Here is a 23,121-nt window from a genome sequence, read left to right as displayed (position 1 = left end):
TACGGATGTTCACGCTTCGTCGATTGTGCCAGCCGGCCGGATCAGCGGGATGACGACCTCGTCCTCGACCGGGGGATCCATCTCCTGCCTGAGCTTGCCGGTCGCGGAGAAGCAGCGCAGCCGGATCGCCTCCGGGGAGACGTCGAGACGCAGGAAGCTCTTGAAGAACGGCGGGCTGTATGTCGCCGAGCCGGGCGAGAACAGTTGCGTGTACGCCTTACGGACCGGGAGCCGCAGACGTCGGGCGCGGTCGGGACGACTGGCCGTTCCCAGCAGAGCGGCGACCAGCCGGATGCGCCGGGTGAGGCGGACGGACTCGCCCGGGTCGCGCGTCGGACGGATGCCCAGGCGCTCGGCGATCACGGCCGTCGCCTCGGCCTCGGTGAGGGTGAAGAAGCGGCGCAGGCGCAGCCGTCGGCCGTAGAGCCTGCTGTAGAAGGCCAGCGAGTCGCCGCGCAACGGGTAGCAGCGGAAGTCGTCCTCGGTGACATCGGCGACCGACACGCGCTTGATGGTGTGGGTGGCGTGCATGAACGCGCCACCGCCGCCCGAGACCAGGTACTGAATGGTCCGGCCGGTGGGACCGGGCACGCTCACCGGGTAGCGCTGGTAGTTGTGGATGTCGCCGCCTATCGCGGCCACGAAGTTCCGCTCCGGATCGCGGACGAGGTCGTCGACCGTGCCGCCGCCGTCGATGGGACAGGGGTGGTGCTCGCCGTCCACGTACAGGGGCGAGCCGGTGATGAGGATCTTCGGGACCGGCCCGGCGGACACCTCCCTCAGCCAGCGGCCCTGTTCGGCGTCGAGGGTGCCCAGCAGCCCGGTGTCGATGCCTATGACGCGTATGGGGCCGGCGTCGATCGCCCAGTACGGGCCGGGCTGGACTGCCTGTTGGGCGGGGTTCGAGCGCAACTTGGCCGCCTCGGCGAGGCGTTGCTCGTCGACGGCGCTCGGCCTGTGCCACAGGAGTGAGCGCAGCCGGGCGGGTGTGAGTGCGCGGGGCGCGGGCTCCGCCGGGAGGGGCGGGGCGTCGCAGAACACGCGCATGAACCCGTTCAGATCCTCGTACCAGTCGTGGTTGCCGGGGATCGCGTAGATGGGTGCGGGGTAGTCCTGGTAGGGGCGGAAGAACTTGGTGCCGTAGTCGTCGGTGGCTCCGACGGGGTAGATCACGTCACTGGCGAGCACGGTGAACGCCGTGTCCTGACCGACCCTCAGGAAGCCCGGGACCACAGCGTACTGGGGTGCGTCGCCCTCGCCCGTGTCGCCGATGACCATGAAGGAGAAGCGGTCCGGGTCGCCACGCCGGACCACTTTGTCGGCGGGCACGCCCGCGGCGGTCCGTTGGTCGGCCCAGCGGCTTCGGGTACGGCCCGTGGGATCCCCGAACCAGGAGGCCAGCACGCCGTTGCGGGCGGGCCACAGTGTCCGGGGGTTGACCCACGAGAGCTTCTCGACCCGACGGGGCATCAACTCCCGGTAGGTTCCCGGGTCCTCGCCGCCCCATCCCGCGCCCTCGGCGGTGTCGCGGGAGGAGTGGGCAGGTGCGGAGTCGGCCATCGGGGCACCGTAGCAATGTCCTACAGTCGAAGATCCGTCCGGGTCGGGGCCGGGGTCCGCTGCCACCGGGGGGAGGTCCGTCCGGTGTCCTGCGAGCCCGACTGCTGCGGGATCTGCGGCGGTTGCCGCACGGGCTGCTGCCGGGAGCTCTTGCCGCCCCACTCTCCGTCGCCCAGCACGAGCAGCGGGTCGAACATCACCACGACCGAGGCGAGCAGCAGGAAGAGGACGGGCCCGATCAGCATCGGCAGCAGCAGTGAGGTCGGTGAGTCACCGGACCAGGTGGTGTTGCCCGGGTCGTGCACGTGCACGCTGACCGCCGCCATCCCCGTGTAGTGCATACCGGTGACGGCCACACCCATCACCAGGCTGGCCCCGAGGCTGGTCAGGAACCCCCGGATGGAGACGACCGCCCACAGGGCGGCGGTGGCGGCGCCTATGGCGATCAGTACGGAGAGTGCCACGGTCGTCGGGTCGTAGTGGATCGAGCCGTTCAGATGGAGCGCCGCCATGCCGAGGTAGTGCATCGCGGCGACACCGAGGCCGGTCACGACGCCCGCGATGGAGAGCGCCGCGGGTGTGGCGCCCCGATACCCGACGACGAACACGCCGACACCGACGACGACGATCGCGACGGCCAGGCTGAAGACCGTCAGGCCGGTGTCGTAGCGGACCGCGGTCTCCTCGACCTGGAACCCGATCATCGCGATGAAGTGCATGGTCCAGATTCCGCACCCGATGGCCGCCGCCCCCAGCGCCAGCCAGCCCGCCTTCGCGGAGTCCTGGTTGAGCAGAGTTCTGACCACGCAGCGCAACCCCAGCGCGCTTCCCAGGCAGGCCATGATGTAGGCGGCCACAGGAGTGACGAACCCGTAACTGAATCCGTCAATTGTCCCTTGCATATGCCAAGTCCCCCCGAGGCGCAATATGTTGAGAGATGAAATTCTCGCCTCGGGTGCGCAGAAATCAAGCGGTTACCGCGAGTACTCGGTGAATTTTAGTTGAGCGTTGGACGAGATCGGTCCATAAGGGGTGCGATGCGACCGGAATCTGTCGCTCCGCCAGTGATGCTGCCGTTCGGCCTGTCGATCGCTATGCTGCGCGGAAAAGCGTTCAAACGAACATTCCGGTGGCGGGTGTGCCGGTGCACGAAGCAAGGGGGCGAACGGTATGCGCGAGCCGGTCGAACTGAGGCGGCAGCGGATCCTGGCCGCCGTGCAGGCGCGCGGCGCGGCCCGGGTGACCGACCTCGCCGCCGAGCTGGAGGTCTCGGTGGTCACCGTCCGCCGGGACGTGGAGGAACTCGCCCGCGAGGGCAGACTCCGGCGCGGCCACGGCGTCGCCCGCTCGACGCTCCCGGTGCCCGACGCCCCGCCGGAGCCCGTTGCCGCGTCCGGGGACGGCGACACCGTCGTCCTGGTCGTCCCCGCCCGCCACTCCTACCTCTACGAGACCCTGCACGGCGCCCGCCCCGTCCTGGAGGAGGCCGGCGTGCGTATCGCGCTGCATATCGCCCCGCAGGTCGCCGGCGCCGAACGGCCCCTGGTGGAGCGGGCGTTGGCTGACGGCGCCCGGGGCGTGCTGATCGCCCCCCGCTGGCGCACCCTCGCTGCCGAGGAGGCCGACGCGGAGTGGCTGTGCGGGCTCGGCGTACCGACCGTCCTGATGGAGCGCCGACCACGCCCCGGCAGCGCGCTGCACGCCCTGGACTCGGTCTGCACCGACCACTGGTACGGCGCCCATCTCGCCGTCGAGCACCTGGTCGCGCTCGGTCACCGCAGGATCGTCTTCGCCACGCGCGACGACAGCCCCACCGCGCGCGCCCTGCGCACCGCTCTCACCGGGATCGGCGCAGCCCATCCGGAACTCGACGCCTGGACCCTCACCCTCAGTTCGCGCGACGCGGGCCCCGACCGCGCGGCCGGCGCGGAACGTCCGGCCGTCGACCTGCCCGGTGTCCTGCGCGAACTCGCCGCCACGGCGTGTGTGCTGCACGGCGACGTGGACGCGCTGATGCTGGTCCAGGACCTGGCAGCGCACGGCGTCCGGGTGCCTCAGGACTGCTCGGTCGTCGCGTACGACGATGTCGTGGCCGCCCTCGGCGGCACCCCCCTCACCGCCGTGTCCCCACCCAAGGGCGAGGTCGGCCGGGCCGCCGCCGAACTGCTGCTGCAGCGGCTGAGGGACCCGCGCGGCGGCGGGGCGGGGCCGGCGCGGCGCATCGAGCTGCTGCCGGAGCTGAAGGTGCGCGGGTCGACGCGGGCGCTGACCTCCCGGGCGGCGGTGCCCGACATGAAATGAGCGTTTGACCGTTTGGTTTTCTTCTGATCGTTCTATTGACCGTTTCTGTTGGGTCGATCAGGATTCCCGTATCTCGAACAGGACGTGACCCGAGAGGTCACACCGGAGCCGCGGGAGGCACCCATGCCTGGTCGACAGAACCACCGTCGACGAAGCCGCCGGTCCGTGCTCGCCGCGATGGCCGCACTGCCACTGACCGGCGCCGTGAGCGCCTGCAGTGGGGGAGCGGACTCGGCGTCGAGCGGTGCCGGCGGAAAAGTCACCCGCATCACCTTCTGGTCCGCGCTGCGCGGCAGCCAGGAGGTGGTGGACGCCTTCAACAGCACCCACGACAGCATCCAGGTCGACTTCCAGCAGATCCCGTCCGGCGGCCAGGGCGGCTACGCGAAACTGAGCAACGCGGCCCGCGCCGGCAACGCCCCCGACGTGGCCACCATCGAGTACCCGCAGGTGCCCGGCTTCGCCATCGACGGCGTGGCCCGCGACCTCACCTCGATGATCAGTGACGAACTGCGCGCCCGGTTGCTGCCCCAGGCGCTGGGTCTCACCACCTTCGAACAGCGCGTGTTCAGCGTGCCGTTGGACGTCGAGCCGATGGTGATGCACTACCGCGCCGACCTCTTCGCCCGGCACGGCTTCGAAGTCCCGCGCACCTGGGAGGAGTTCGAGGACCTGGCCCGGGCCGTCCGCCGCAAGCTGCCCGGCCGACGGCTGGTTCTCTTCCCCACGGACGGCGGCACCCAGTTCGCCGCCTACGCCTGGCAGGCCGGCGCCCAGTGGTTCGACACAGCGGGCGGCGCCTGGAACGTCTCCCTCGCCGACGCCCCCACCCGACGGGTCGCCGCCTACTGGCAGCGGCTCATCGACGAGGACCTCGTCTTCGTGAACGCCATCGAGAGCAGACAGTCCGACGCGCAGATCGCGAACGGACTCGTCCTCACCCGGCTCAGCGGAGCCTGGGACGCCGGCGCCCAGATGAAGGCGCGGCCCGCACAGGCGGGACAGTGGCGGATCGCCCCGCTGCCCCGGTGGGACACCGGCCACCCGGCCGTCGGGACCCACGGCGGTTCGACCTTCGCGGTCACCAAGGACAGCCGACACCCGGAAGCCGCCCTGGAGTTCATCGCCTGGCAGGTCTCCCACCCCGACTCGCTGCGCGCCCGCCTCTCCAGCGGGACCAGCAGCCAGTACCCGGCCGCGTCCGCACTGGTCGCCGTGGGCCGCGAGGCGTTCGACCGCACCTACTACGGCGGCCAGGACATCTACTCCCTCTTCGAGGAGGAGGCCCACAGAATCCGAGACGGCTGGGTCTGGGGCCCCCGCTTCACCGCCACCCAGCGGGTGATGCAGGACAACTTCGCGCGCGTCGGCGGCGGTCAGGGCTCCCTCATCGACTCCGTACGCGCGGCGCAGGACGGCACCATGCCCGACCTGAGGGCCCTCGGCCTGTCGACCACCGAGCACACCACATGAGCTCGCGCCTCATTCCGCTCCCCTTCCCGCACGGCACCCGAGCGGCCCGAGCCGCCCGAAAGGCAAAGGCAGGTGACACCCCATGACCGCGACCACGCAGGCCCACCGCACCGCGCCCGCCGCCGCTTCCCGCACCGCCACCACGGCCTCGGCGCACCGCGCCCGCAAGACGGCCCGCCGACGTCGACTCGCCGCGTGCGCCGTCCTGATGGCACCGTTCTTCGCCCTCCTCGTCACCGTCTTCCTGATCCCCGTCGGCACGGCCGTCTACCTCAGCTTCTTCAGCGACGACCAGCCCGGCCTCGGCTTCGGCCCCGAACGCACCGTCTTCGTCGGCCTGCGCGGCTACGCGGCGGTCCTCACCGACCCGACGTTCCTGTCCGGGCTCGCCACAGTTGCCCTGTACTGCCTGATCTACATCCCCCTGATGGTGATCGGCGCCCTCGCCCTGGCCCTGCTCCTCGACTCAGGCGTCGTACGACTGCGCGCCTGGGCCCAGCTCGGCCTGTTCCTGCCCCACGCCGTGCCCGGCATCATCGCCGCCCTCATCTGGCTGTACCTCTACACACCCGGCATCAGCCCCGTCATCGACCTGTTCGCCAGGGCCGACATCACCATCGACTTCCTCGGCATCCACACCGTCCTCCCGTCGATCGTGAACATCGCCCTGTGGAGCAACCTCGGCTACAACATGGTCGTCTTCTACGCCGCGCTCCAGGCAGTACCCCGCGAGGTCGTCGAGGCGTCGGTCGTCGACGGCGCCGGCCCCGTCCGCACGGCGCTCCAGGTCAAGACGCCCCTCGTGCGCACGTCGATCGTGATGGTCGCCATCTTCACCCTCATCTGGGCGCTGCAGCTGTTCACCGAGCCCGTCCTGCTCAGCCAGTCCTCCCCGATGATCAACTCCCGTTTCTCGCCGAGCATGTACATCTACGACGCGGCGTTCACCCGCAACAACTACAGCCTCGCGGCAGCCGCCTCGGTCGTCCTGCTCCTGTGCACGATCGCCCTGTCCTACGGCGTCACCCGCTGGACCAGCCGCGCCAACACCCCTGAGGAGACGGCCCGATGAGCACCGGCGACAGCACCCTCATGCGCCCGCGTCTGCTCGGCCGGGCCACGGTCAACGTGGTGGTCGCGCTCTCCGTCCTCTACACCCTGCTGCCCGTCCTGTGGCTGGTCCTCGCCGCCGGCAAGAACCGGGACGCGCTGTTCAGCAGCAACATCCTGTCGCTGAGCGACTTCTCGTTCGTCCAGAACCTGCGCGACCTGTTCGCGATGGACGACGGCCTGTACAGCCGCTGGTACGGCAACAGCCTGCTGTACGCCGTCCTCGGCGCCGGCATCGGCGCCCTGGTGAGCGTGGCCTGCGGCTACGCCTTCGACAAGTACCGCTTCCAGCACAAGGAGAAACTGTTCGGCCTGGTCCTGGCCGCCGTCATGGTGCCGCAGACGGTACTCGCGCTGCCGCTGTATCTGATGGCCTCGAAGGCCGGCCTCGTCAACACCTTCTGGGCCGTCTTCATACCCGTCCTGTTCAATCCGTTCGGCGTCTATCTCGGCCGTGTCTTCAGCCAGGGCTATGTCCCCGACGAGGTCCTGGAAGCCGCGCGGGTGGACGGCGCGGGCGAACTCACCACGTACGTACGGGTGGCGCTGCGGATGCTCGGACCCGGTCTGATCACCGTCTTCCTGTTCCAGCTCACCGCCATCTGGAACAACTTCTTCCTGCCCATGGTGATGCTCTCCGACCAGGACCTCTATCCGGTCAGCCTCGGCCTGTACCAGTGGAACAGCTCGGCCTCCGTGTCGCCCGAGTACTACCCCGTGGTGATCATGGGATCGCTGCTCGCCGTCCTTCCCCTCGTCCTCGCCTTCGCTCTGCTGCAACGCTTCTGGCGCAGCGGTCTGACCGCGGGTTCCGTCAAGTAGTCGATCGGACGCACAGTCAAGTAACGCTCGCGCCACCTGAGTTACCGACCAGCAAGGAGCAACCGACCCCGAATGACCGTGTCCTCGCCGGGCCCCGGCTTCCGCCCCCGTGCAGCCCTCGCCATGTCCCCGGACGCCGCGGCGGCCGTCCTCGACCCCGACTCGCTGGCCGCCCTCGCCGCTGTCTGCGACCTCGCCCCGCTGCCGGTCCTCGACGACTTCGGCACCGGGCGCGCACGCGAGATCCTCGCCGACGTCGACCTTCTCGTCACCGGCTGGGGCTGCCCCGTACTGGACGCCGACGCCCTCGCGGCGGCGCCCCGGCTGCGAGCGGTCGTGCACACCGCGGGCAGCGTCCGGCCGCATGTCACCGACGCCTGCTGGGAGCGCGGCATCGAGGTGTCGTCCGCCGCCGCCGCGAACGCCCTGCCGGTCGCCGAGTACACCCTCGCCATGATCCTGCTGACGGGAAAGCAGGTCCTGGAACGGGCCCGCGCCTACGCCGCCACCCGCAACCGCGACAACTGGCTGCGCACCTCCCACGAGATCGGCAACCACCGCCGGACCGTCGGTATCGTCTCCGCCTCCCTGATCGGCCGCCGCGTCATCGAGCTGCTGCGCCCCCACGACTTCGACATCCTGCTGTACGACCCCTACGTCACTGATGCCGACGCGGCCGAACTCGGCGTGGAGCGCGTCGAGTTGGACACCCTGTTCGCCCGTTCCGACACGGTCAGCCTGCACACTCCGCTGCTGCCCACCACCCGGGGCCTGGTGAGCCGCGCGCTGCTTGACGCCATGCGTCCCGGCGCCGTGTTCATCAACACCGCCCGGGGAGGCGTCGTCGACCAGGACGCGCTCACGGACGCGGTCCGGGAGCGCCGCGTCCGTGCGGTCCTCGACGTCACCGATCCCGAAGTCCTGCCGCCCGAACACCCGTTGTGGGACTGCCCCGACGCGCTTCTCACCCCCCACCTCGCCGGATCCCAGGGCAACGAGTGGCGCCGGCTGGCCGATGTCGCCGTCGCCGAGACGGAACACTGGGCATCCGGCGCGGGTTTCCGCCATCCCGTACGACGCGAAAGGCTGGCCTTCCTCGCATGAGCAGCACAACCCGTATCAGCAGCAGGGGCATCCCCTTCGAGTTCCCGCCCGAGGATCGCGCGTCGAGCCCGTACACCGGATACACACGGGCCCACTGGGAGGCCGTGGCGGACGGGCTGCTGGCCGCCGCGTGGCGCTGGAGCACCCCAGGCGGCGCCCTGCTCGACCTGCCCGGCGTCCCGTCACGGTCGGGTGTGCGCTCCGACGGGCTCGAAGGCTACGCGCGCACCTTCCTCGCCGCCGCCTTCCGTGTCGCGGGCGCGAACGGGGACGACCCGCACGGCTGGCTCGACCGGTACGCGGAGGGCCTCGCGGCGGGCACCCTCACCCCCGGCCGCGACGACACCGAGTCCTGGCCGCTCATCCTCGACCACGACGTGCAGGGCCAGCCGATGGTCGAGTCGGCGTCCGTGGCCCTGGGCCTCAGACTGACGGCGCCCTGGCTGTGGAAACGGCTCGACCCCGCCGTACAGGACCGGGCGGAGGAATGGCTGCGCGGCTCGCTGCGGCACTCGCCGGCGCCGAACAACTGGTACCTCTTCCCCTACACGGTCGCCGGCTTCCTGGAGTCCGTCGGACGCGGCGACGCCGAGACGGCCCGGGCACGTCAGCGGGCCCTGGAGCTGATGGAGACCTGGTACCGGGGCGACGGCTGGTACGCGGACGGGGACGGCCGGGCCTTCGACCACTACAACGGCTGGGCCCTGCACCTGTACCCGGTCCTCGACGCCCACCTCGGCGACGACCGGGAGCTGTCCGCCCGTTACGGCCCCCGCCTGCGCGAACACCTCGACGGCTTCGGGCTGATGTTCGGCGGGGACGGCGCCCCGATCCACTTCGGCCGCTCCCTCTCGTACCGCTTCGCCGCCTCCGCCGCCGTCGGCCTCGGCGCCCTCACCGGCCACACCCCGCTCACCCCGGGCACGAGCCGCCGACTGATCAGCGGCAGCCTCCGCCACTTCCTGGAGCGCGGCGCGCTGACCGAGGACGGCCTGCTCACCCTCGGCTGGCACGGCCCGCACCAGGCCACCCTGCAGACGTACTCGGGCCCGGCATCCCCGTACTGGGCCTCGAAGGCCTTCGTGTCCCTCCTCGCCCCCGCCGACGCACCGCTCTGGACGTCCCGCGAGGAGCCGGCGCCCGTCGAGGAGCGCGACCGGGTGCTCGCGCTGCCCGCACCGGGGCTGCTGGTGCAGTCGACCAGCGCGGACGGGATCGTACGGCTGCACAACCACGGCAGCGACCACGTCCGCCCGCACGAGGGCGAGACGGCGGCCGAGGACGATCCGCACTACGGCCGCCAGGCCTACTCGACGCACTCCGGCCCGACAGCCCTCGCCAACATCGCCGACAACCACCTCTCCGTGGAGATCGGCGGCCGGGGCAGCGTCCGGCGCCGTGTCCACCCGCTGGGCGCGGGCCACGGGGACGGCTGGGGCTGGGCCGCGTCCTGGCACCGACCCGTCTTCACCGCCGGGCCGCCCATGCTGCCGGGCCTGCGGGTGGAGAGCGTCACGGTGGTACGGGGCCGCCACGAGGTGCGCGTCCACCGCGTGACCGGCGCCCCCGCCGGGGCACGGGTGACCCACACGGGCTGGGCGACGGGCCCCGAGGAGGAGGTGACGTCCACCCTGCACGGCCTGTACGGCTGGAACCCGGACCCCGAGGAGACACGCGCCCCGCAGGGCACCGCCTACACCCGCTGGGCCGTGGTCCCACGTCTGACCGCCGAGACCGCCGGCACCTCACTCCACGTCGCCCTGGCAACCCTCACGGCGGACCCACAGCCGTTCGTCCCCGACCGGGTCGTGTCCGACGTGGAGGTGACAGACACGGCGGTCGCGATTCACTGGACCGAAGACGGCACCCGAACACGGATCACCTTCGAGCCGGTGGCCGTGCAGCACGGCTGAGGCGCGCCCCATAGGGGCGCGGGGAACTGCGCGACCAGCCCCCACCGGGCCCGCGGCCGAAGAGCCCCGCACCCCGGACACCCGGACACCCGGTCAACCAACGATCACGGCAACAACTTGTCCAACGCCGAGATCCCCTCCTCCGCCAGCTTCCGCTCCGCCCAGGCAAGGCTGCGCGGAGTGAGGTCACGGCCAGTGGCGAGCACCAGATCCTCGGCCGAAGCGCCGTGCTCCGCACCGGTGTGCAGCAGCGCGTCGGGGGTCGTGGTGTCGTCCGACAGAGAGGGCGAATCGGAATCGGAGTGCTGGATCGGCATGACGTCTCCTTGCTCGACCGGACCTCCTACCACCATGCACAGCCCGCGCCCCGAGCGCACCCCGCACCGGCGACCGCCACCGTTCCCCAGGCCGAACGGAGAGCCGGGTCACTCGAACCGTGATGTGTCTCCCGCGCCCCGCCGCACGATCTCGGCCTCCCCGCTGGAGAAGTCGATGACCGTCGTCGGCTCCGTACCGCAGTCCCCGGAGTCGACGACGGCGTCCACGACATGGTCGAGCCGCTCCTTGATCTCCCAGCCCTGCGTCAGCGGCTCCTTCTCGTCGGGCAGCAGCAACGTGCTGGACAGCAGCGGCTCGCCCAGCTCGGCCAGCAGCGCCTGCACGACCGTGTGATCGGGGATGCGCACACCCACGGTCTTCTTCTTCGGGTGCAGCAGTTTGCGCGGCACCTCGCGGGTCGCCGGGAGGATGAACGTGTAACTGCCCGGAGTGGATGCCTTCACGGCCCGGAACACATCGTTGTCGACCTGCACGAACTGGCCGAGCTGCGCGAAGTTCTGGCACACGAGAGTGAAGTGGTGACGGTCGTCGAGCTGCCGGATCGACCGGATGCGGTCGATGCCGTCACGACTGCCGAGCTGGCACCCCAGCGCGAAGCAGGAGTCCGTCGGATACGCGATCAGCGCGCCGGAGCGGATGCTGTCCGCGACCTGACTGATCGTGCGGGGCTGCGGGTTGTCGGGATGGACGTCGAAGTACCTTGCCATCCGTCGAGCCTATGCCCTCGGTGGGGTAGGTCCCGGCCGGTGATGCCCTGAGTAGCTGATCGACCGGGGGAAGCCGTCGAGGAGGACCTGGCGGGTCCGGAACCGCGCTCGGTCGTCGGCGAACACCCGGACACCTTCATCGGCGGCAGCGTGAGCGGTGCGAATAGCCCACGGGTTCCGGGGCACTCGGGGGCCATGAAACTGGCAGAAGCAGCAGACGCGGGACAGGTACTCGCCGCATCGAGCAACGTACTCAATGTGATCGCCGCCTTCGCCGGTGGCCTGATCGTGGTGGCCCTGCTGATCTGGGCCGTCCGGCTGGGGGTGAAGGCCAAGGAGGCCGAGTCGCCCCCGCCCAGGCCGGACGAGCAGCCCAGGCTGCCGGAGTCCGGGCCGGTGCACGAGGAGCGCGAGATGCGTGAGGCCGACGAGGTCCCGCACACCGTGGAGGAGAGCGAGCGGCTCAATCCGCACAACCTCCACTCCGCCGGCACGAAGCGCGGCGAGGACCAGACCCGCCCGCGCTGGTCGCCCGGCAACAGCGGCTCCTTCGGCAGCGGCGGCTCCGGTAGGAAGTGACGTTTCCGATCGTCGGCGCGTGGCCCGGCCCATAGAGTGGGCCGCATGGGGGAATCACCTGACACGCGGCCCAGCTCGGAGTTCCACGCCCGCAACTTCTCCACGGCGGACGTCGGACGGCTCGTGGCGGCCCTCGACGCCCAGGACAGGTCCGACGGCGTACGACGGCTGCGCGCCTGGACACAGAGCGCGCTGAACCCGGGCCCCGGCGAACACGTGATCGACGTGGGCAGTGGCGCAGGCTCGCACACCCTGGCACTGGCGGCGGCTGTAGCCCCGTCCGGCGACGCCATGGGCATCGAGGCGAACCCGGCTCTGCGGGAGGTCGCCGAGCAGCGGGCGGCGGCGGCCGGCAGCACGGCCCGCTTCGTGGACGGCGACGCGCTCGCCCTTCCGCTGCCCGACGCCACGGTGGACATGGTCTGGTGCGAACGTGTACTGCAGCATCTGTCCGAACCGGACAAGGCCGTCGGTGAGATCGCGCGGGTCCTGCGTCCCGGGGGGCGCGTGGCGCTCATCGACTCGGACTGGGCCACCGCCCTTCTGCACCCCGGTGACCCGGACGTGGTGGCGGCGTTGATGGCGGGAACCGTGGCCGCGGCGGCCAACCCGTACTCCGGACGTCGACTCGCGGACCAGTTGTCCGCGGCGGGGCTGGTCGTCGACGACCGGGGCTCGCAGGCACTGCTCCAGGACAACACGACGGTGCCCTGGCCCCTGGTCCGGATGATGGGCGAGTCGACCGTACGGCGTGGACTCATGACCGAGGAACAGCGCGACCGCCTGTACGCGGAGCTGACCGAGGCCGCGGAGCGTGGCGCGCTGCACATGTCGGTGACGATGTTCGCCGTGGTGGCCCACCGGCCGGCCTGACCCGCCCAGGGTGCCGCCGGGCGTTCCCGGGCGTTCGCCGGGTGTCGTCGACGCTCGGCGTGCGGCCCGAGCCCGGCCGTGGTCCGCTGTGAAGCCGAGGCAGGCGACGACGGACCCCGTGGCGGTGTGATGTGCTGGAGTGCGACGGCTGACCTGGCGGCCGGCGTGGGCATCGCCGCCGTGGGTGTGGCATGCGTGACAGCGGTGGCCCGGGCAGGCCGGGTCCGTGATCTGCCGCTGGCCGCGCTGCCCCTGCTTCTGGGGGCCCACCAGATCGTGGAGTCCCTGGTCTGGCGGGCGGACGGCGGAACCGGCCCGGCGACCGTGGCGTGGACGGTCATCGCCCTTCCGTTGCTCGCCCTGTGGGTGCCGGCGGCCGTTCTGTGTGCCGCACCCGGAAGGGCGCGGCACCGCCTTCTGCTGCCGCTGGCGGCGGGCGTCGTGACCAGCGCGGCACTCGCGTACAACCTCTCGAACCACCGGGGGACGGCGGACATCCGTGGCCATACGATCGGCTACGGCATCCGCCTGTCCCACTCCGGACCACTCCTCGCGGGCTATCTGATCGCCACGGTCGGCGCTCTCCTGCTCTCCGGCGACCACCGGCTGGTGGTGTTCGGGCTGCTGGTCGGGACGGGCGCGCTGGTCTGTTGGGCGCTGTGGCGGCTGGAGTTCGTGTCGACCTGGTGCGCTCTCGCCGCGCTCTGCTCCCTGGTCCTGCTGGGCTGGGCGCGCGGACGCCCGCCGCCACGCCGCTGACCCGGCCGAGGAGGAAGCCCGCCGGGAGCAGAGCGGACGCGGCGATGGCGAAGGCGAGGAAGGCGAGCACTGGCTCAAATCTGCCGTACTGACGTGCTGTAAGGAGAGGTGCGGGTGTGCGGTGTGGAGACATCGTGGAGGGGAAAGCGATGGGGAGGAAGGTCGCGGCGAAGGCCGATCTTGAACGGCCTTGAACGGCGGAGGGGTGATGGATTCCACCACGACACTGATCCTGATCGTCGCGGTCCTGGCGGTGGCCGCGCTGGCCGTGGCGGGCACCCTGTTGGTACGGCTGGTCCGCACCCGGCGGGACCTGCGCCGCGCGGGGCTGCCGACGGGTTCGCGCTGGGTCTTCTGGGGCGCGGTCGCCTATCTGGTGCTGCCGACCGACCTCGTGCCCGACCCCGTCTACCTGGACGACATCGGCGTACTCCTGCTGGCCCTGCGCAGCCTGCGCTCACAGGCGCGGGAACTGGGCGACGGGCAGGATCTCGACTCCGCGCCGACCGTCCGCCCCGACAAGAACTGGTGAGAGACGACGGCGGGGCTCGGCTCGCGGAATGCCGCGAGCCGAGCCCCGCCGTCGTCTCTCTGGTCCTGCTGGTCCTGCTTACGCCTCGCTGGCCCGGAGCATGTCCTCGCGCTCGACGAGCTTCACCCGCTCGCGGCCCTGGGGCTCGCCCAGGGCCTTCTCCGCAGCGTCCAGCCGGTACCAGCCCTCCCAGGTGGTGAACCGGACGGCCCGCTCACCGAGGAACGCGTCCACCGCCTCGGGGGCGGGCGAAGCCGGCTCGGGAAGGCGGCCGTTGGTGTAGTCGTCCAGGAGGTTGGCGACGGTCTCGTTGGCGTCGCCCTTCGTGTGCCCGATCAGCCCCACGGGGCCGCGTCGGATCCACCCGGTGACGTACATCGACGGGAGGTGCTCGCCGGTCTCCTGGAGCACTCGGCCGCCCTCGTCGGGAACGGTGCCCGACTCGACGTCCCAGGGCAGCTTGGGCAGCTTGTCGGAGAGGTAGCCCACCGCGCGGTAGACCGCCCCGAGGTCCCAGTCCTTGAACTCGCCGGTGCCCTTGACATTGCCGGTGCCGTCGAGAGCGGTCCGTTCCGTCCGCAGGCCGACGACCCTGCCGTCCTCGCCGAGGATCTCGGTGGGTGACTCGAAGAAATGCAGGAACAGCTTGTGCGGTCGGTCGCCGATGTCGCGGATGGCCCAGTTCTCCAGCGTCTTGGCGACCATGTCGGCCTGCTTGTTGCCGCGCCGGGTCGCGATCGAGCCGTCGTCGTAGTCGATGTCCTCGGGGTCGACGATGACCTCGATGTTGGGGGAGTGGTCCAGCTCGCGCAGTTCCATCGGGCTGAACTTGGCCTGCGCCGGGCCGCGCCGGCCGAAGACGTGCACCTCGATCGCCTTGTTGGCCTTGAGTCCCTCGTGGACGTTCGGCGGGATCTCCGTCGGCAGCAGTTCGTCCGCCGTCTTGGCCAGGATGCGCGCCACGTCGAGTGCGACGTTGCCGACCCCGAGGACCGCGACCTTCTCCGCGTCGAGGGGCCATGTGCGCGGCACGTCCGGGTGTCCGTCGTACCAGGAGACGAAGTCCGCGGCGCCGTACGAGCCGTCCAGTTCGATGCCGGGTATGTCGAGGGCCCGGTCGGCCGTGGCCCCCGTGGAGAAGATCACCGCGTCGTAGAAGGCGCGCAGGTCGTCCAGGTTGATGTCGCCCGGGTAGTCGACGTTTCCGAAGAGGCGGATCTGCGGCTTGTCGAGCACCTGGTGCAGGGCCGTGATGATGCCCTTGATGCGCGGGTGGTCGGGGGCGACGCCGTACCGGATCAGGCCGAACGGGGCCGGCATCCGCTCGAAGAGGTCGATGGACACGCCGGGCTCCGCGGCCACTGCGGACTTGAGCAACGCGTCGGCGGCGTAGATCCCGGCCGGGCCGGCTCCGACAATGGCCACCCGCAGTGGGCGAGGCATGATCAGGTTCCCTTCGAGCGATGACAAGAGATCTTCGAAGGAAGCCTAAACTAAGGCAAGCCTAAGCTGGTACGGGGGTCGGGGTTATGGGCTCATAAAGTGGACTTATGAGTCTGGATGCCACTCCCGATGACCTTGTTCTCTGAGAGCTTCCTATGAATCCGAGTGGCGCTTGAACACCCGGGCGTCCGCCCGCGTATGACGCTGGGGGCATTCATATGCCGAACCGGCCATGCAGCGCAGGAGACTTCCGTGGGACGTAACAAGCGCAGACGCCCGACAGGTCCACGCCGTGCCACCTTCGCGGCGGTCGCCCTGATGCTGGGCGGAGGTGGACTGGTCGTCGCGAACGTCTACGCCTCGGCCACCGAGAACGGCCCGAGTGGCGACTCCTCTCAACAGAGTTGGGCCGACCGGACTCTTTCCTCCGGGGCCGCGACGATCGACTGCCCCGATGTCGGCGGCCAGTTGGCGGCCGTACCGGACGAGGCGCGGTCGGAGGTCGACCAGGAACTCGCCGCCCTGGACCAGCAGATCGCCGAGGCCTACCAGCGGCTGCAGAACTCGGCGCAGGCGATACGCGAGGACGGCGGCTTCGCCGACTCCGCGATCATGAACCCACTGAAGGAGAAGCGGTCCGCGACCATCGAGCGGATCGCGATCGCCATCGACCGGGTGGGAGACCGCCCACAGGGACTCGAGAACCTGGCCGCCTGCACCTTCCGCGCCTCCGACGACCAGTCCGAGGAGGGGCAGGACCAGAACGGCGACCAGAACGACGGCGGCCAGGACGGTCAGAACGGCCAGGAGCAGGGCGATGGTCAGGGTGACGGCCAGGACCAGGGTGACCAGCAGAACGGCAACGGCGGCCAGGCCGGAAACGGCCCGGTCGCCGACGACTACGCGGACATCACCACCGTCCAGCCCACCGCGCAGAACCCCTCCCCGCAGGACAACGCCTCCCTCGGCACCTTCGCCACGAGCTGTGGTGTGAACGCGAACGGTCTGTTCAACTCGGACAACGTCATCGTGGCCCCGGGCGTGTCCAACGGCGCACACCACTTCCACGACTACGTCGGCAACCAGTCCAACAACGCGTTCGCGAGCAACGACGACCTGGCCGCGGCGCAGACGAGCTGCGTGGACCAGGGCGACAGGTCCTCCTACTTCTGGCCCGTGCTGCGCCTGCAGAACGGCACGCGGGAACAGGACGCCGCCTCTCCCGGCGGCGGCATCGAAGGCAACGCCGGCGAGATCGTCACGGCCGAGCAGGTCACGATGACGTTCGTGGGCAACCCGCGCGGCCGGGTCGTGGCCATGCCCAAGCTGCTGCGCATCATCACCGGCGATGCCAAGGCGTTCGTCAACGGCACCGCCAACGCCAACGCCTCCTGGAGCTGCACCGGGTTCGAGGACCGGCAGCTCAAGGACAAGTACCCGCTGTGCCCCCAGGGCAGTGACGTGGTGCGCACGTTCAGGTTCCAGAGCTGCTGGGACGGCCGGAACATCGACAGCGCCAACCACCGCACCCACGTGGCGTTCGCCGACGCCGACGGCAACTGCGGAGAGGGCTTCCAGGCGATTCCGCAGCTGGTGCAGCGCATCGTCTACGACGTCGACGCACCGAGCCTTCAGGACGGCGGCCGTACGACGCCCCTGTTCGCGGTCGACTCGTTCCCCGAGCAGCTGCACAAGCCGGTCACGGACCACGGTGACTTCATCAACGTGTTCGACGAGAACCTGATGCGTGACATGGTCGACTGCATCAACTCCGGACGGCAGTGCGGCGCCGGCTCCTCGAACGGTGAGGACCCGGAGAACACCCCGACGCCGACCGCGACTCCCGCCCCCCCGTCCGGAGGCACCGACGAGCCGACCGCCGACCCCACGGTGACCCCGAGCGAGGACGAGACGCCCGAGCCCTCGCTCTCGCCGTCCCCGAGCACACGGACCCCGGACCCGGCGAGCGCCACTTCCTCGAAGGAGCCCGTCGAGGCGGAGCCGAGGGTATACACGTCACCGCCGGCCACCCAGCGGGCCGAGACGGCCGCGTCCCCGACGCGGGACACCAACGCCGGCGGCGACACAGGCGGCGCGGCGACCGCGGGCGAGGGCGACGGTGACGCCTCCGCCGCGCGGCCCGAACCGCAGGCCGTCACCGGCGATCTCGCCGACACGGGAACCCAGCTGTGGCCGGCCGGAATCGGGGCGCTTCTCCTGATCTCCGGCTTCCTGCTGCTTCGCCGCATCAGGCACGCGACACGATGACGACCGCGGGCGCCTGGGGTCAGGGGCGATAGGTCTGCTGCTGCGTCGGCGGCGTGTTCGTCCGGTCACCGGCGCCGCCGCCGACGCCCAGCATCTGCTCCGCCTGTTCCTTGGTCACCTTGTGCTCCGCACCGCAGAAGGTGCACTGCGTCAGGTACTTGGTCGAGAAAGGAAAAAGGGGCACAAAGAACAGGGTGAACTTGGTGACGCGCTTCCGCAGCGCGTGCGCCGAGGGATTTCCACACTGGCCGCACACCAGTGTGAGTATCGCGAGCTGGTACAGATATCCCTTGGTGCCGAAGACAATCATTCGTAAGTCCCTTTGTCGGTACGTGTGTTGCCGGTACGTCTTTTATCGGCCCGGCCCCCTCAGTAGGGGGTAGTGGATCGCTTGCGTCCGGTTCATGGTGGGGACATGACCGAACTGCAGACCTTCCCACTCCCTTCGACCGTCGAAGGCGGTGAAGCCGACCGAGAACTCGGTCGGGCACTCATCGCCGCCTGGCAGGTCGACGGTATCTTCCAGATCCAGGCCACTCCCGAACAGGATGCTGCCACCGGACGGGCCCTCGACGCATCCAGGGCCTTTGTCGGCCGGCCGCTCAAGGAGAAGGCCCAGTACGTTTCCGACCTCACCTACAGCGGCTATGTCGCATCCGGCGAGGAGGAGACGGCCGGCGAGAAGGACGGCTCGGAGATCTTCACCGTCTGTCCCGACATCCCCGCCGACGACCCCCGCGTCCTCGACAGGTGGCCGTGTCACGGTCCCGCCCCCTGGCCGTCCGACCAGTACGCCGCCGCCATGAAGGACTACATGGACGTCGTCGGAGACATCGGCCACCGACTGCTCCAACTGACCGCACTGGGCCTCGGCCTGGACGACATGGAGCACTTCACACGGCTCACCGAGGACGGCTGGCACCACATGAGGGTGCTGCGCTTCCCGCCGGCGGACGCCACCTCCGAGCGCGGAATCGGCTCCCACACCGACTACGGTCTGCTCGTCATCGCCGCCCAGGACGAGGTCGGCGGCCTCTACATCCGCCCGCCCGTCCCCGGCGAGTCCCGGGGACGCAACTGGCTGCCCGACGAGTCCATGGCCGGGCGCTACGAGAACGAGGAGCCCTGGACCTTCGTGGCCCCGACGCCCTCGGTCTTCACCGTCTTCCCCGGCGACATCATGCAGTTCATCACCGGCGGAACCCTCCTCTCCACCCCGCACAAGGTGCGCCTCGCCGACCGTGAGCGCTTTACGATGGCGTACTTCCACGAGCCGTCCTTCCAGGCCGTGGCCCGCCCTCTGGACGCGCCCGAGGCGGACGAGTTCATCCACTACGGCACGCACTTCACGAACATGTTCATGCGCTGCTATCCCGACCGCTCCACCACCGCGCTGATCGAGCAGGAGGACCGGCTGGCCGTCCTCGAACGGCTCCGCAAAGAAGCACTCGCTTCTTGAACCGTATCCCCTCGCGGAACAACCGAGGCCCGGCGCGTACTGTTCCCAGAATGCGCCGGACCACCCGCAGGTGTTTGCGACTTCCTGTTCCGGCCCCTCAACTCTCAGATTTCCCGGATCTCTCTGATTTCTCGGTTCTCTGACATTTCGGGGTGGCCTTTTCCACTCTCAGGGCAGCAGGCCCAGTTGGCGGGCGGTCATGACCGCCTCCAGCCGTGAATGGCAGCCCAGTCTGCGCATGGCGCTGCGCAGATAGCTTTTCACCGTCTCGGCCCGAAGCCCGAGTTCATCCGCCACGTCGGTATTGGTCCGCCCCAGTGCGACGCACGACAGGACGTCGAGTTCTCGTGCCGAGAGGGCCGGGCCGGACGGACGCCGGGAGGCGGGTGCCCCGGCATCGGCCAGTCTGTCGCTCAACGCGGCGACCCGCTCGCGCAGGTCGGTGTCCGTGACGTGCTGGGCGAGCACCCGAAGCTCGGCGTATGCCTCGCGAATCGCCTCCCAGCGACGGGATGCCGGCTCGGGCGGGCGCTCGCCGACCGCCACGGGCTCGTCGAGAAGGCCCAGGCGCCGTACCACCTCGTCGCGCACCGCCAGGTTCTGTTCCAGGGCGCGGGCGGTGTCCATGACGGCGTCGACCGTCCGGTCGCCCAGTCCGACGGACTGGCGGACCGCGCCGTACATCACCGCCCTGACCGTGCGGTTCACCACCACGGGGGCCGCCACGACGGCCTGGATGCCCTCTGCGGCGACCATGAGGTCGTAGTGATGGCTGATCCGCTTGGAGTTCGCGTAGTCGTTGACCGCGATGGGGCGGTGCAGAGCCACCGCCTTGCCGCCGAGCCCCATACCGAACCCGAGAGTCAGCCCCATGAGGGCTCTGGTCGAGTTGCCGGCGAACTCGGTGAGCTGCGCGTGCCGGCCTCTGGTGACGACGCCGCCGAAGGTGAGATCCACGTCGGTGGTGTGGCGTAACTCGTCGATGGCACGCTTGAGTTGGCGGTCGTCGTCCGAGACGGGGGGTGATTTCGCTGTCATTTGTTTCCTCGGTCTGCGCGGGAGCACGAGTGCTCCGGTGGTGCGTTTCCCTTGGGGGCGGGAGCGGCCGGGGTCAGTGGCCGGTGGGTGCTGTGAGGACGCGGTCCTCGGTCCGGTCCGCGGTCGGTTCCCGGCGGATGAAGCGCCAGGTTCTTGTCGTACGCCGGTAGGAGTCGCGACAGCGGATGGCGCGTACGCGCGTTCCGGCGTCGCCGTCGGCGTACGTCTCGTGCGCGAGACAGCCGGTCTCTCCCGTGGCGCTGTCGTCGGCGCTGTCGTCGTCCGGGGAATCCAGGATCAGCTCGCCGTCGTCGCCGAACAGCGAGGCGAACGCCTTTGGGTTGCGCCGGTCCAGGGCGGCCGCGTTGGTCTGGACGAGCCGGCGCGGTTCCAGCCGGTCCCGTACGTCCTGGCAATCGGTTTTCGGTTCGGGGGAGTTGCTCGGATCGGTGTGTGTCACATGTACCGCCAGACGGATGTCGGGCCCCGTGTCCGTGGCGCCGGGTCAGCCGGCGAAGGTCCGCCAGAGCGCGGGCGGAGGCATCCCGGACCCGTGGAGGCCGGCGGCACGGACCGGCGCGTGGCGCGGGTCGACGACAGCGCTTTCTTCGTGGACGGCAAGAAGCGGAAAGCGGGAGAAATCCATGGGGGAGGGGTTCCTCTCTGGTGGTGCGGGGCTCGGAGCCGAAGGGTGCACACGACGACCTCGGGCTCGGCGGGCCTCGCGCTGGGGTGGTGCGCGCGGCCCGGGCGACGGGTCATACGGTTGTACATCCCGTTCTCCGGACCGGGAAGCGGCTTTCTACTGGCACCAAGATTGAGTCAAATCGGGCCGCACAGCTACCCCCGGATGAGGGGTCGCCGAAAGTCCTCCGCACCGTACTGGATCCCGAGGGCGGGTGCGCCACTCCTGGCGAAGCTGAGAAACAGTCAACTACCTCTTCCCGCAGGGGACTTGACGCCGCAGAACAGTTGCAGAACTGTTCTCCTGGCGGCAGCGGAGCGACCCCCTCCGCGCACCAGGAGAGGCAGGGAACCGCCGTCCCGACGGAATCGTTGACGCTGTGCTCGGACAAGGAGTCGACCCCCTCGTGTTGCCGGCGGAGGACAGTGCGGAGGCCGCCGCCGCCCGTGCCGCGGTGCTGGCGCTGCGCAGGGAAAGCGGTATGGCCGTCGCGGGTGTGGCCTGGGTCGACGGCCCGCAGCTGCTGCGGATCGGTGAGACCAGCGGGGCGAAGGCGCAGGGACGTCGAGGGTTCGCCGTGACCGCGGGCGTGGGACTGATGGGCAAGGTGCTGACGACACGTCGGCTCGCAGCGGTGACCGACTACCGGGCGGCGCAGCAGATCAGTCACGAGTACGACTGCTTCATCGCGGAGGAGGTACGGGCGATGGTGGCGGCGCCCGTGATCGTGGGTACGACGGTACGAGCCGCACTCTTCGCGGGGTCACGGGACGCGGTACGGCTGAGTGACCGCGTACTGACGGCGGTGACGGCGGCGGCTCGCGACCTGGAGCAGTTCCTCGCGTCCCACGAGCACGCGCAGCGGCTCCTCTCCGAGGCGCGGGGCGTGCCGAGCACTCCCTCGTCCCATGACGCGGCGGCCCTGGAGCAGGTGCACGCGGTCCACACGGAGTTGCTGGACCTGACGGAGACGATCGGTGAGGGCCACCTCAAGGAACGCTTCCACGAGGTGTGTTCCCTGCTGGAGTCGGGCTGCTGCGCGGAGCGGACCTTCCCCGGACCGGCGGCGAGTCTCTCGCCGCGTGAACTGGACGTCCTGGCCGCGGTCGCCGGGGGCTGCACCAACCTGGACATCTCCGACCGACTCGACATCGGCCTGGAGACCGTCAAGGGCTATCTCCGCTCGGTGATGCGCAAGCTCGGCACCAGCACCCGTCTCGAAGCCGTCACCGCGGCCCGCCGGGCGGGCCTGCTCCCTTAGGGCCCCGAATGCGGGAGCGTGCGGTACGGGAGCCGCGCGACCCGGTCCGCATCCGGGGCCGGCACCTCAGCCGTCGAAGCGCGACGAGCCGAGCAGCACCTGGTGACCGACGAGGCTGATCTCGACACCGTCCGCCGTCGCACGTGCCGCCTCGAAACCGACGCCGTACGGGAGGTCCACCCGCCAGGAGAGGCCGGCCCTCTCGACTCCAGGGACCGTCATGGAGAGTTCCGTGCCCTGCGCCAGGAGTGTTCCCGTGCTGTTCGACGACGTCCCGCCCACCGTGCCCGAGACCTTGACGCGTGCCGCCTGGCCGTTGGATCCGGGCGCCCGTGACACCTGCAACGGGGCGCCCTTGCCCGCGAGTCGGGTCAACACCCCGGACAGTTCCTTGTACGAGAGGGTCAGGGTACCGGTGGCGGTGTTCACCTCGGCGCTGCGAGCGGTCAGCGAGTTCACCGTCACACCCCGTAGGTCCAGGTGGAGACGGTCGACGTTGAGATAGCCACCCTGGGCGTTGTTCGTGGTGTCGATCAGAAACCGCTCGGCGGTCAGCGTCACATGGTCGAAGCTCTGGGCGGCGGCCTGGGTCAGGAAGGGAAAGCCCTCGATCGACACGTCCATGTGGCCGTCGGTGGTGTTGGCGTAGCCGTACTTCTCCTTGGCGAGCTGTGTGATCTCCTTGTCGGCGTAGTGCACGGCTGTGCGGTCGGCCGCTGTGAACAGTGCGGCGAGCACAACGACCGTGATCAGCAGAACCTTCACCCATCGACGTCTCACGTCGATCCCCCCATGTCGCGGTGCACCGAGTACGAGGCGCTCACACGGAGGCCAGGGGGAGACTCTAGGTCGTTGTTGACCATGAACACGCGTCGGGAGGTTCAAACTCGCGTCA

General features: G+C 70.0%; 22 protein-coding genes. 13 read left to right on the top strand and 9 right to left on the bottom strand.

Going from position 1 to position 23,121, the window contains the following annotated elements; genetic code table 11:
- Positions 1 to 9: 9 nt before the first annotated feature.
- Positions 10 to 1,560, bottom strand: a complete 1,551-nt coding sequence (locus tag PV734_RS20700; RefSeq protein ID WP_319290750.1) for a metallophosphoesterase family protein — start codon at positions 1,558 to 1,560, stop codon at positions 10 to 12.
- Positions 1,561 to 1,580: 20 nt separating this feature from the next.
- The gene (locus tag PV734_RS20695) at positions 1,581 to 2,462 is read right to left on the bottom strand and encodes an MHYT domain-containing protein (protein ID WP_319094437.1); all 882 of its coding nucleotides are present in this window, start codon (positions 2,460 to 2,462) and stop codon (positions 1,581 to 1,583) included.
- Positions 2,463 to 2,730: 268 nt separating this feature from the next.
- Between PV734_RS20695 and PV734_RS20690 the strand changes: the two genes are divergently transcribed.
- The 6 genes from PV734_RS20690 to PV734_RS20665 all read left to right on the top strand — a co-directional run bounded on the left by PV734_RS20690 (position 2,731) and on the right by PV734_RS20665 (position 10,283).
- Positions 2,731 to 3,861: a substrate-binding domain-containing protein gene (locus PV734_RS20690; RefSeq protein WP_319094436.1), complete on the top strand. Its 1,131-nt coding sequence runs from the start codon at positions 2,731 to 2,733 to the stop codon at positions 3,859 to 3,861.
- 123 nt (positions 3,862 to 3,984) lie between these two features.
- A complete protein-coding gene (locus PV734_RS20685) occupies positions 3,985 to 5,334 on the top strand; it encodes an ABC transporter substrate-binding protein (protein ID WP_319094435.1) in 1,350 nt (449 codons plus the stop codon).
- 82 nt (positions 5,335 to 5,416) lie between these two features.
- Complete coding sequence (locus tag PV734_RS20680; RefSeq protein ID WP_319094434.1) at positions 5,417 to 6,406, top strand: sugar ABC transporter permease; 990 nt, start codon at positions 5,417 to 5,419, stop codon at positions 6,404 to 6,406.
- The gene (locus PV734_RS20675; RefSeq protein ID WP_319094433.1) at positions 6,403 to 7,266 is read left to right on the top strand and encodes a carbohydrate ABC transporter permease; all 864 of its coding nucleotides are present in this window, start codon (positions 6,403 to 6,405) and stop codon (positions 7,264 to 7,266) included. The genes PV734_RS20680 and PV734_RS20675 overlap by 4 nt, the downstream gene beginning before the upstream one ends.
- A gap of 72 nt (positions 7,267 to 7,338) precedes the next feature.
- Positions 7,339 to 8,370, top strand: coding sequence for a hydroxyacid dehydrogenase (locus tag PV734_RS20670; RefSeq protein ID WP_319094432.1), 1,032 nt, complete (start codon positions 7,339 to 7,341; stop codon positions 8,368 to 8,370).
- Positions 8,367 to 10,283, top strand: coding sequence for a DUF2264 domain-containing protein (locus PV734_RS20665; protein ID WP_319290747.1), 1,917 nt, complete (start codon positions 8,367 to 8,369; stop codon positions 10,281 to 10,283). Before PV734_RS20670 ends, PV734_RS20665 begins: the two co-directional genes overlap by 4 nt.
- Before the next feature lie 104 nt (positions 10,284 to 10,387).
- Here the strand turns inward: PV734_RS20665 and PV734_RS20660 are convergent, their stop codons facing one another.
- Together PV734_RS20660 and PV734_RS20655 are read right to left on the bottom strand one after the other, a co-directional pair.
- On the bottom strand, positions 10,388 to 10,600 hold the full coding sequence (locus tag PV734_RS20660; RefSeq protein ID WP_319094430.1) for a hypothetical protein: 213 nt from the start codon (positions 10,598 to 10,600) through the stop codon (positions 10,388 to 10,390).
- A 108-nt stretch (positions 10,601 to 10,708) separates the two neighbouring features.
- Complete coding sequence (locus tag PV734_RS20655) at positions 10,709 to 11,329, bottom strand: L-threonylcarbamoyladenylate synthase (RefSeq protein WP_006376425.1); 621 nt, start codon at positions 11,327 to 11,329, stop codon at positions 10,709 to 10,711.
- 195 nt (positions 11,330 to 11,524) lie between these two features.
- Here PV734_RS20655 and PV734_RS20650 point away from each other — a divergent pair, with 195 nt between their 5' ends.
- The 4 genes from PV734_RS20650 to PV734_RS20635 all read left to right on the top strand — a co-directional run bounded on the left by PV734_RS20650 (position 11,525) and on the right by PV734_RS20635 (position 14,072).
- Positions 11,525 to 11,908, top strand: a complete 384-nt coding sequence (locus PV734_RS20650; RefSeq protein WP_319290745.1) for a DUF6479 family protein — start codon at positions 11,525 to 11,527, stop codon at positions 11,906 to 11,908.
- Positions 11,909 to 11,953: 45 nt separating this feature from the next.
- The gene (locus PV734_RS20645) at positions 11,954 to 12,781 is read left to right on the top strand and encodes a methyltransferase domain-containing protein (protein WP_319094428.1); all 828 of its coding nucleotides are present in this window, start codon (positions 11,954 to 11,956) and stop codon (positions 12,779 to 12,781) included.
- Positions 12,782 to 12,910: 129 nt separating this feature from the next.
- On the top strand, positions 12,911 to 13,540 hold the full coding sequence (locus PV734_RS20640) for a DUF6629 family protein (protein ID WP_319094601.1): 630 nt from the start codon (positions 12,911 to 12,913) through the stop codon (positions 13,538 to 13,540).
- A gap of 208 nt (positions 13,541 to 13,748) precedes the next feature.
- Positions 13,749 to 14,072, top strand: a complete 324-nt coding sequence (locus PV734_RS20635) for a YkvA family protein (RefSeq protein WP_319290742.1) — start codon at positions 13,749 to 13,751, stop codon at positions 14,070 to 14,072.
- Positions 14,073 to 14,150: 78 nt separating this feature from the next.
- Here the strand turns inward: PV734_RS20635 and PV734_RS20630 are convergent, their stop codons facing one another.
- Positions 14,151 to 15,515, bottom strand: a complete 1,365-nt coding sequence (locus tag PV734_RS20630; RefSeq protein WP_319094426.1) for an FAD-dependent oxidoreductase — start codon at positions 15,513 to 15,515, stop codon at positions 14,151 to 14,153.
- 318 nt (positions 15,516 to 15,833) lie between these two features.
- Between PV734_RS20630 and PV734_RS20625 the strand changes: the two genes are divergently transcribed.
- Positions 15,834 to 17,783 (top strand): DUF1996 domain-containing protein, encoded by a 1,950-nt coding sequence (locus PV734_RS20625; protein WP_415924240.1) that lies wholly within the window; start codon positions 15,834 to 15,836, stop codon positions 17,781 to 17,783.
- A 19-nt stretch (positions 17,784 to 17,802) separates the two neighbouring features.
- On the opposite strand, the gene PV734_RS20620 is transcribed toward PV734_RS20625, so the two are convergent.
- Positions 17,803 to 18,093: a zinc-ribbon domain-containing protein gene (locus tag PV734_RS20620; RefSeq protein WP_319290738.1), complete on the bottom strand. Its 291-nt coding sequence runs from the start codon at positions 18,091 to 18,093 to the stop codon at positions 17,803 to 17,805.
- Positions 18,094 to 18,198: 105 nt separating this feature from the next.
- Here PV734_RS20620 and PV734_RS20615 point away from each other — a divergent pair, with 105 nt between their 5' ends.
- A complete protein-coding gene (locus PV734_RS20615) occupies positions 18,199 to 19,242 on the top strand; it encodes a 2-oxoglutarate and iron-dependent oxygenase domain-containing protein (protein ID WP_319094424.1) in 1,044 nt (347 codons plus the stop codon).
- 168 nt (positions 19,243 to 19,410) lie between these two features.
- Here PV734_RS20615 and PV734_RS20610 read toward each other — a convergent pair whose 3' ends face one another.
- Both PV734_RS20610 and PV734_RS20605 read right to left on the bottom strand, forming a co-directional pair.
- Complete coding sequence (locus tag PV734_RS20610) at positions 19,411 to 20,280, bottom strand: helix-turn-helix transcriptional regulator (protein WP_319094423.1); 870 nt, start codon at positions 20,278 to 20,280, stop codon at positions 19,411 to 19,413.
- Between the two features lie 73 nt (positions 20,281 to 20,353).
- Positions 20,354 to 20,740, bottom strand: a complete 387-nt coding sequence (locus tag PV734_RS20605; RefSeq protein WP_319290735.1) for a hypothetical protein — start codon at positions 20,738 to 20,740, stop codon at positions 20,354 to 20,356.
- A gap of 631 nt (positions 20,741 to 21,371) precedes the next feature.
- Here PV734_RS20605 and PV734_RS20600 point away from each other — a divergent pair.
- The gene (locus tag PV734_RS20600; RefSeq protein ID WP_319290733.1) at positions 21,372 to 22,226 is read left to right on the top strand and encodes a LuxR C-terminal-related transcriptional regulator; all 855 of its coding nucleotides are present in this window, start codon (positions 21,372 to 21,374) and stop codon (positions 22,224 to 22,226) included.
- Between the two features lie 66 nt (positions 22,227 to 22,292).
- Here PV734_RS20600 and PV734_RS20595 read toward each other — a convergent pair whose 3' ends face one another.
- On the bottom strand, positions 22,293 to 23,006 hold the full coding sequence (locus tag PV734_RS20595) for a DUF2993 domain-containing protein (RefSeq protein ID WP_319290730.1): 714 nt from the start codon (positions 23,004 to 23,006) through the stop codon (positions 22,293 to 22,295).
- Between the last annotated feature and the right edge of the window lie 115 nt (positions 23,007 to 23,121).

The sequence above is a fragment of the Streptomyces sp. AK08-02 genome (assembly GCF_033795085.1).
Taxonomy (GTDB): Bacteria; Actinomycetota; Actinomycetes; order Streptomycetales; family Streptomycetaceae; genus Streptomyces; species Streptomyces echiniscabiei.
The sequence above is the reverse complement of the archived record's forward strand: the minus strand, read 5'-3'. Positions and strand labels throughout refer to the sequence as shown.

Excerpts from the sequence above, each read along its gene's own strand:
- PV734_RS20630 (WP_319094426.1), bottom strand. The coding sequence starts at position 15,515 with ATGCCTCGCCCACTGCGGGTGGCCATTGTCGGAGCCGGCCCGGCCGGG.
- PV734_RS20665 (WP_319290747.1), top strand. The coding sequence starts at position 8,367 with ATGAGCAGCACAACCCGTATCAGCAGCAGGGGCATCCCCTTCGAGTTC.
- PV734_RS20625 (WP_415924240.1), top strand. The coding sequence starts at position 15,834 with ATGCTGGGCGGAGGTGGACTGGTCGTCGCGAACGTCTACGCCTCGGCC.
- PV734_RS20695 (WP_319094437.1), bottom strand. The coding sequence starts at position 2,462 with ATGCAAGGGACAATTGACGGATTCAGTTACGGGTTCGTCACTCCTGTG.
- PV734_RS20700 (WP_319290750.1), bottom strand. The coding sequence starts at position 1,560 with ATGGCCGACTCCGCACCTGCCCACTCCTCCCGCGACACCGCCGAGGGC.
- PV734_RS20675 (WP_319094433.1), top strand. The coding sequence starts at position 6,403 with ATGAGCACCGGCGACAGCACCCTCATGCGCCCGCGTCTGCTCGGCCGG.
- PV734_RS20615 (WP_319094424.1), top strand. The coding sequence starts at position 18,199 with ATGACCGAACTGCAGACCTTCCCACTCCCTTCGACCGTCGAAGGCGGT.
- PV734_RS20680 (WP_319094434.1), top strand. The coding sequence starts at position 5,417 with ATGACCGCGACCACGCAGGCCCACCGCACCGCGCCCGCCGCCGCTTCC.
- PV734_RS20640 (WP_319094601.1), top strand. The coding sequence starts at position 12,911 with ATGTGCTGGAGTGCGACGGCTGACCTGGCGGCCGGCGTGGGCATCGCC.
- PV734_RS20660 (WP_319094430.1), bottom strand. The coding sequence starts at position 10,600 with ATGCCGATCCAGCACTCCGATTCCGATTCGCCCTCTCTGTCGGACGAC.
- PV734_RS20685 (WP_319094435.1), top strand. The coding sequence starts at position 3,985 with ATGCCTGGTCGACAGAACCACCGTCGACGAAGCCGCCGGTCCGTGCTC.
- PV734_RS20620 (WP_319290738.1), bottom strand. The coding sequence starts at position 18,093 with ATGATTGTCTTCGGCACCAAGGGATATCTGTACCAGCTCGCGATACTC.
- PV734_RS20645 (WP_319094428.1), top strand. The coding sequence starts at position 11,954 with ATGGGGGAATCACCTGACACGCGGCCCAGCTCGGAGTTCCACGCCCGC.
- PV734_RS20690 (WP_319094436.1), top strand. The coding sequence starts at position 2,731 with ATGCGCGAGCCGGTCGAACTGAGGCGGCAGCGGATCCTGGCCGCCGTG.
- PV734_RS20610 (WP_319094423.1), bottom strand. The coding sequence starts at position 20,280 with ATGACAGCGAAATCACCCCCCGTCTCGGACGACGACCGCCAACTCAAG.
- PV734_RS20655 (WP_006376425.1), bottom strand. The coding sequence starts at position 11,329 with ATGGCAAGGTACTTCGACGTCCATCCCGACAACCCGCAGCCCCGCACG.
- PV734_RS20670 (WP_319094432.1), top strand. The coding sequence starts at position 7,339 with ATGACCGTGTCCTCGCCGGGCCCCGGCTTCCGCCCCCGTGCAGCCCTC.
- PV734_RS20635 (WP_319290742.1), top strand. The coding sequence starts at position 13,749 with ATGGATTCCACCACGACACTGATCCTGATCGTCGCGGTCCTGGCGGTG.
- PV734_RS20650 (WP_319290745.1), top strand. The coding sequence starts at position 11,525 with ATGAAACTGGCAGAAGCAGCAGACGCGGGACAGGTACTCGCCGCATCG.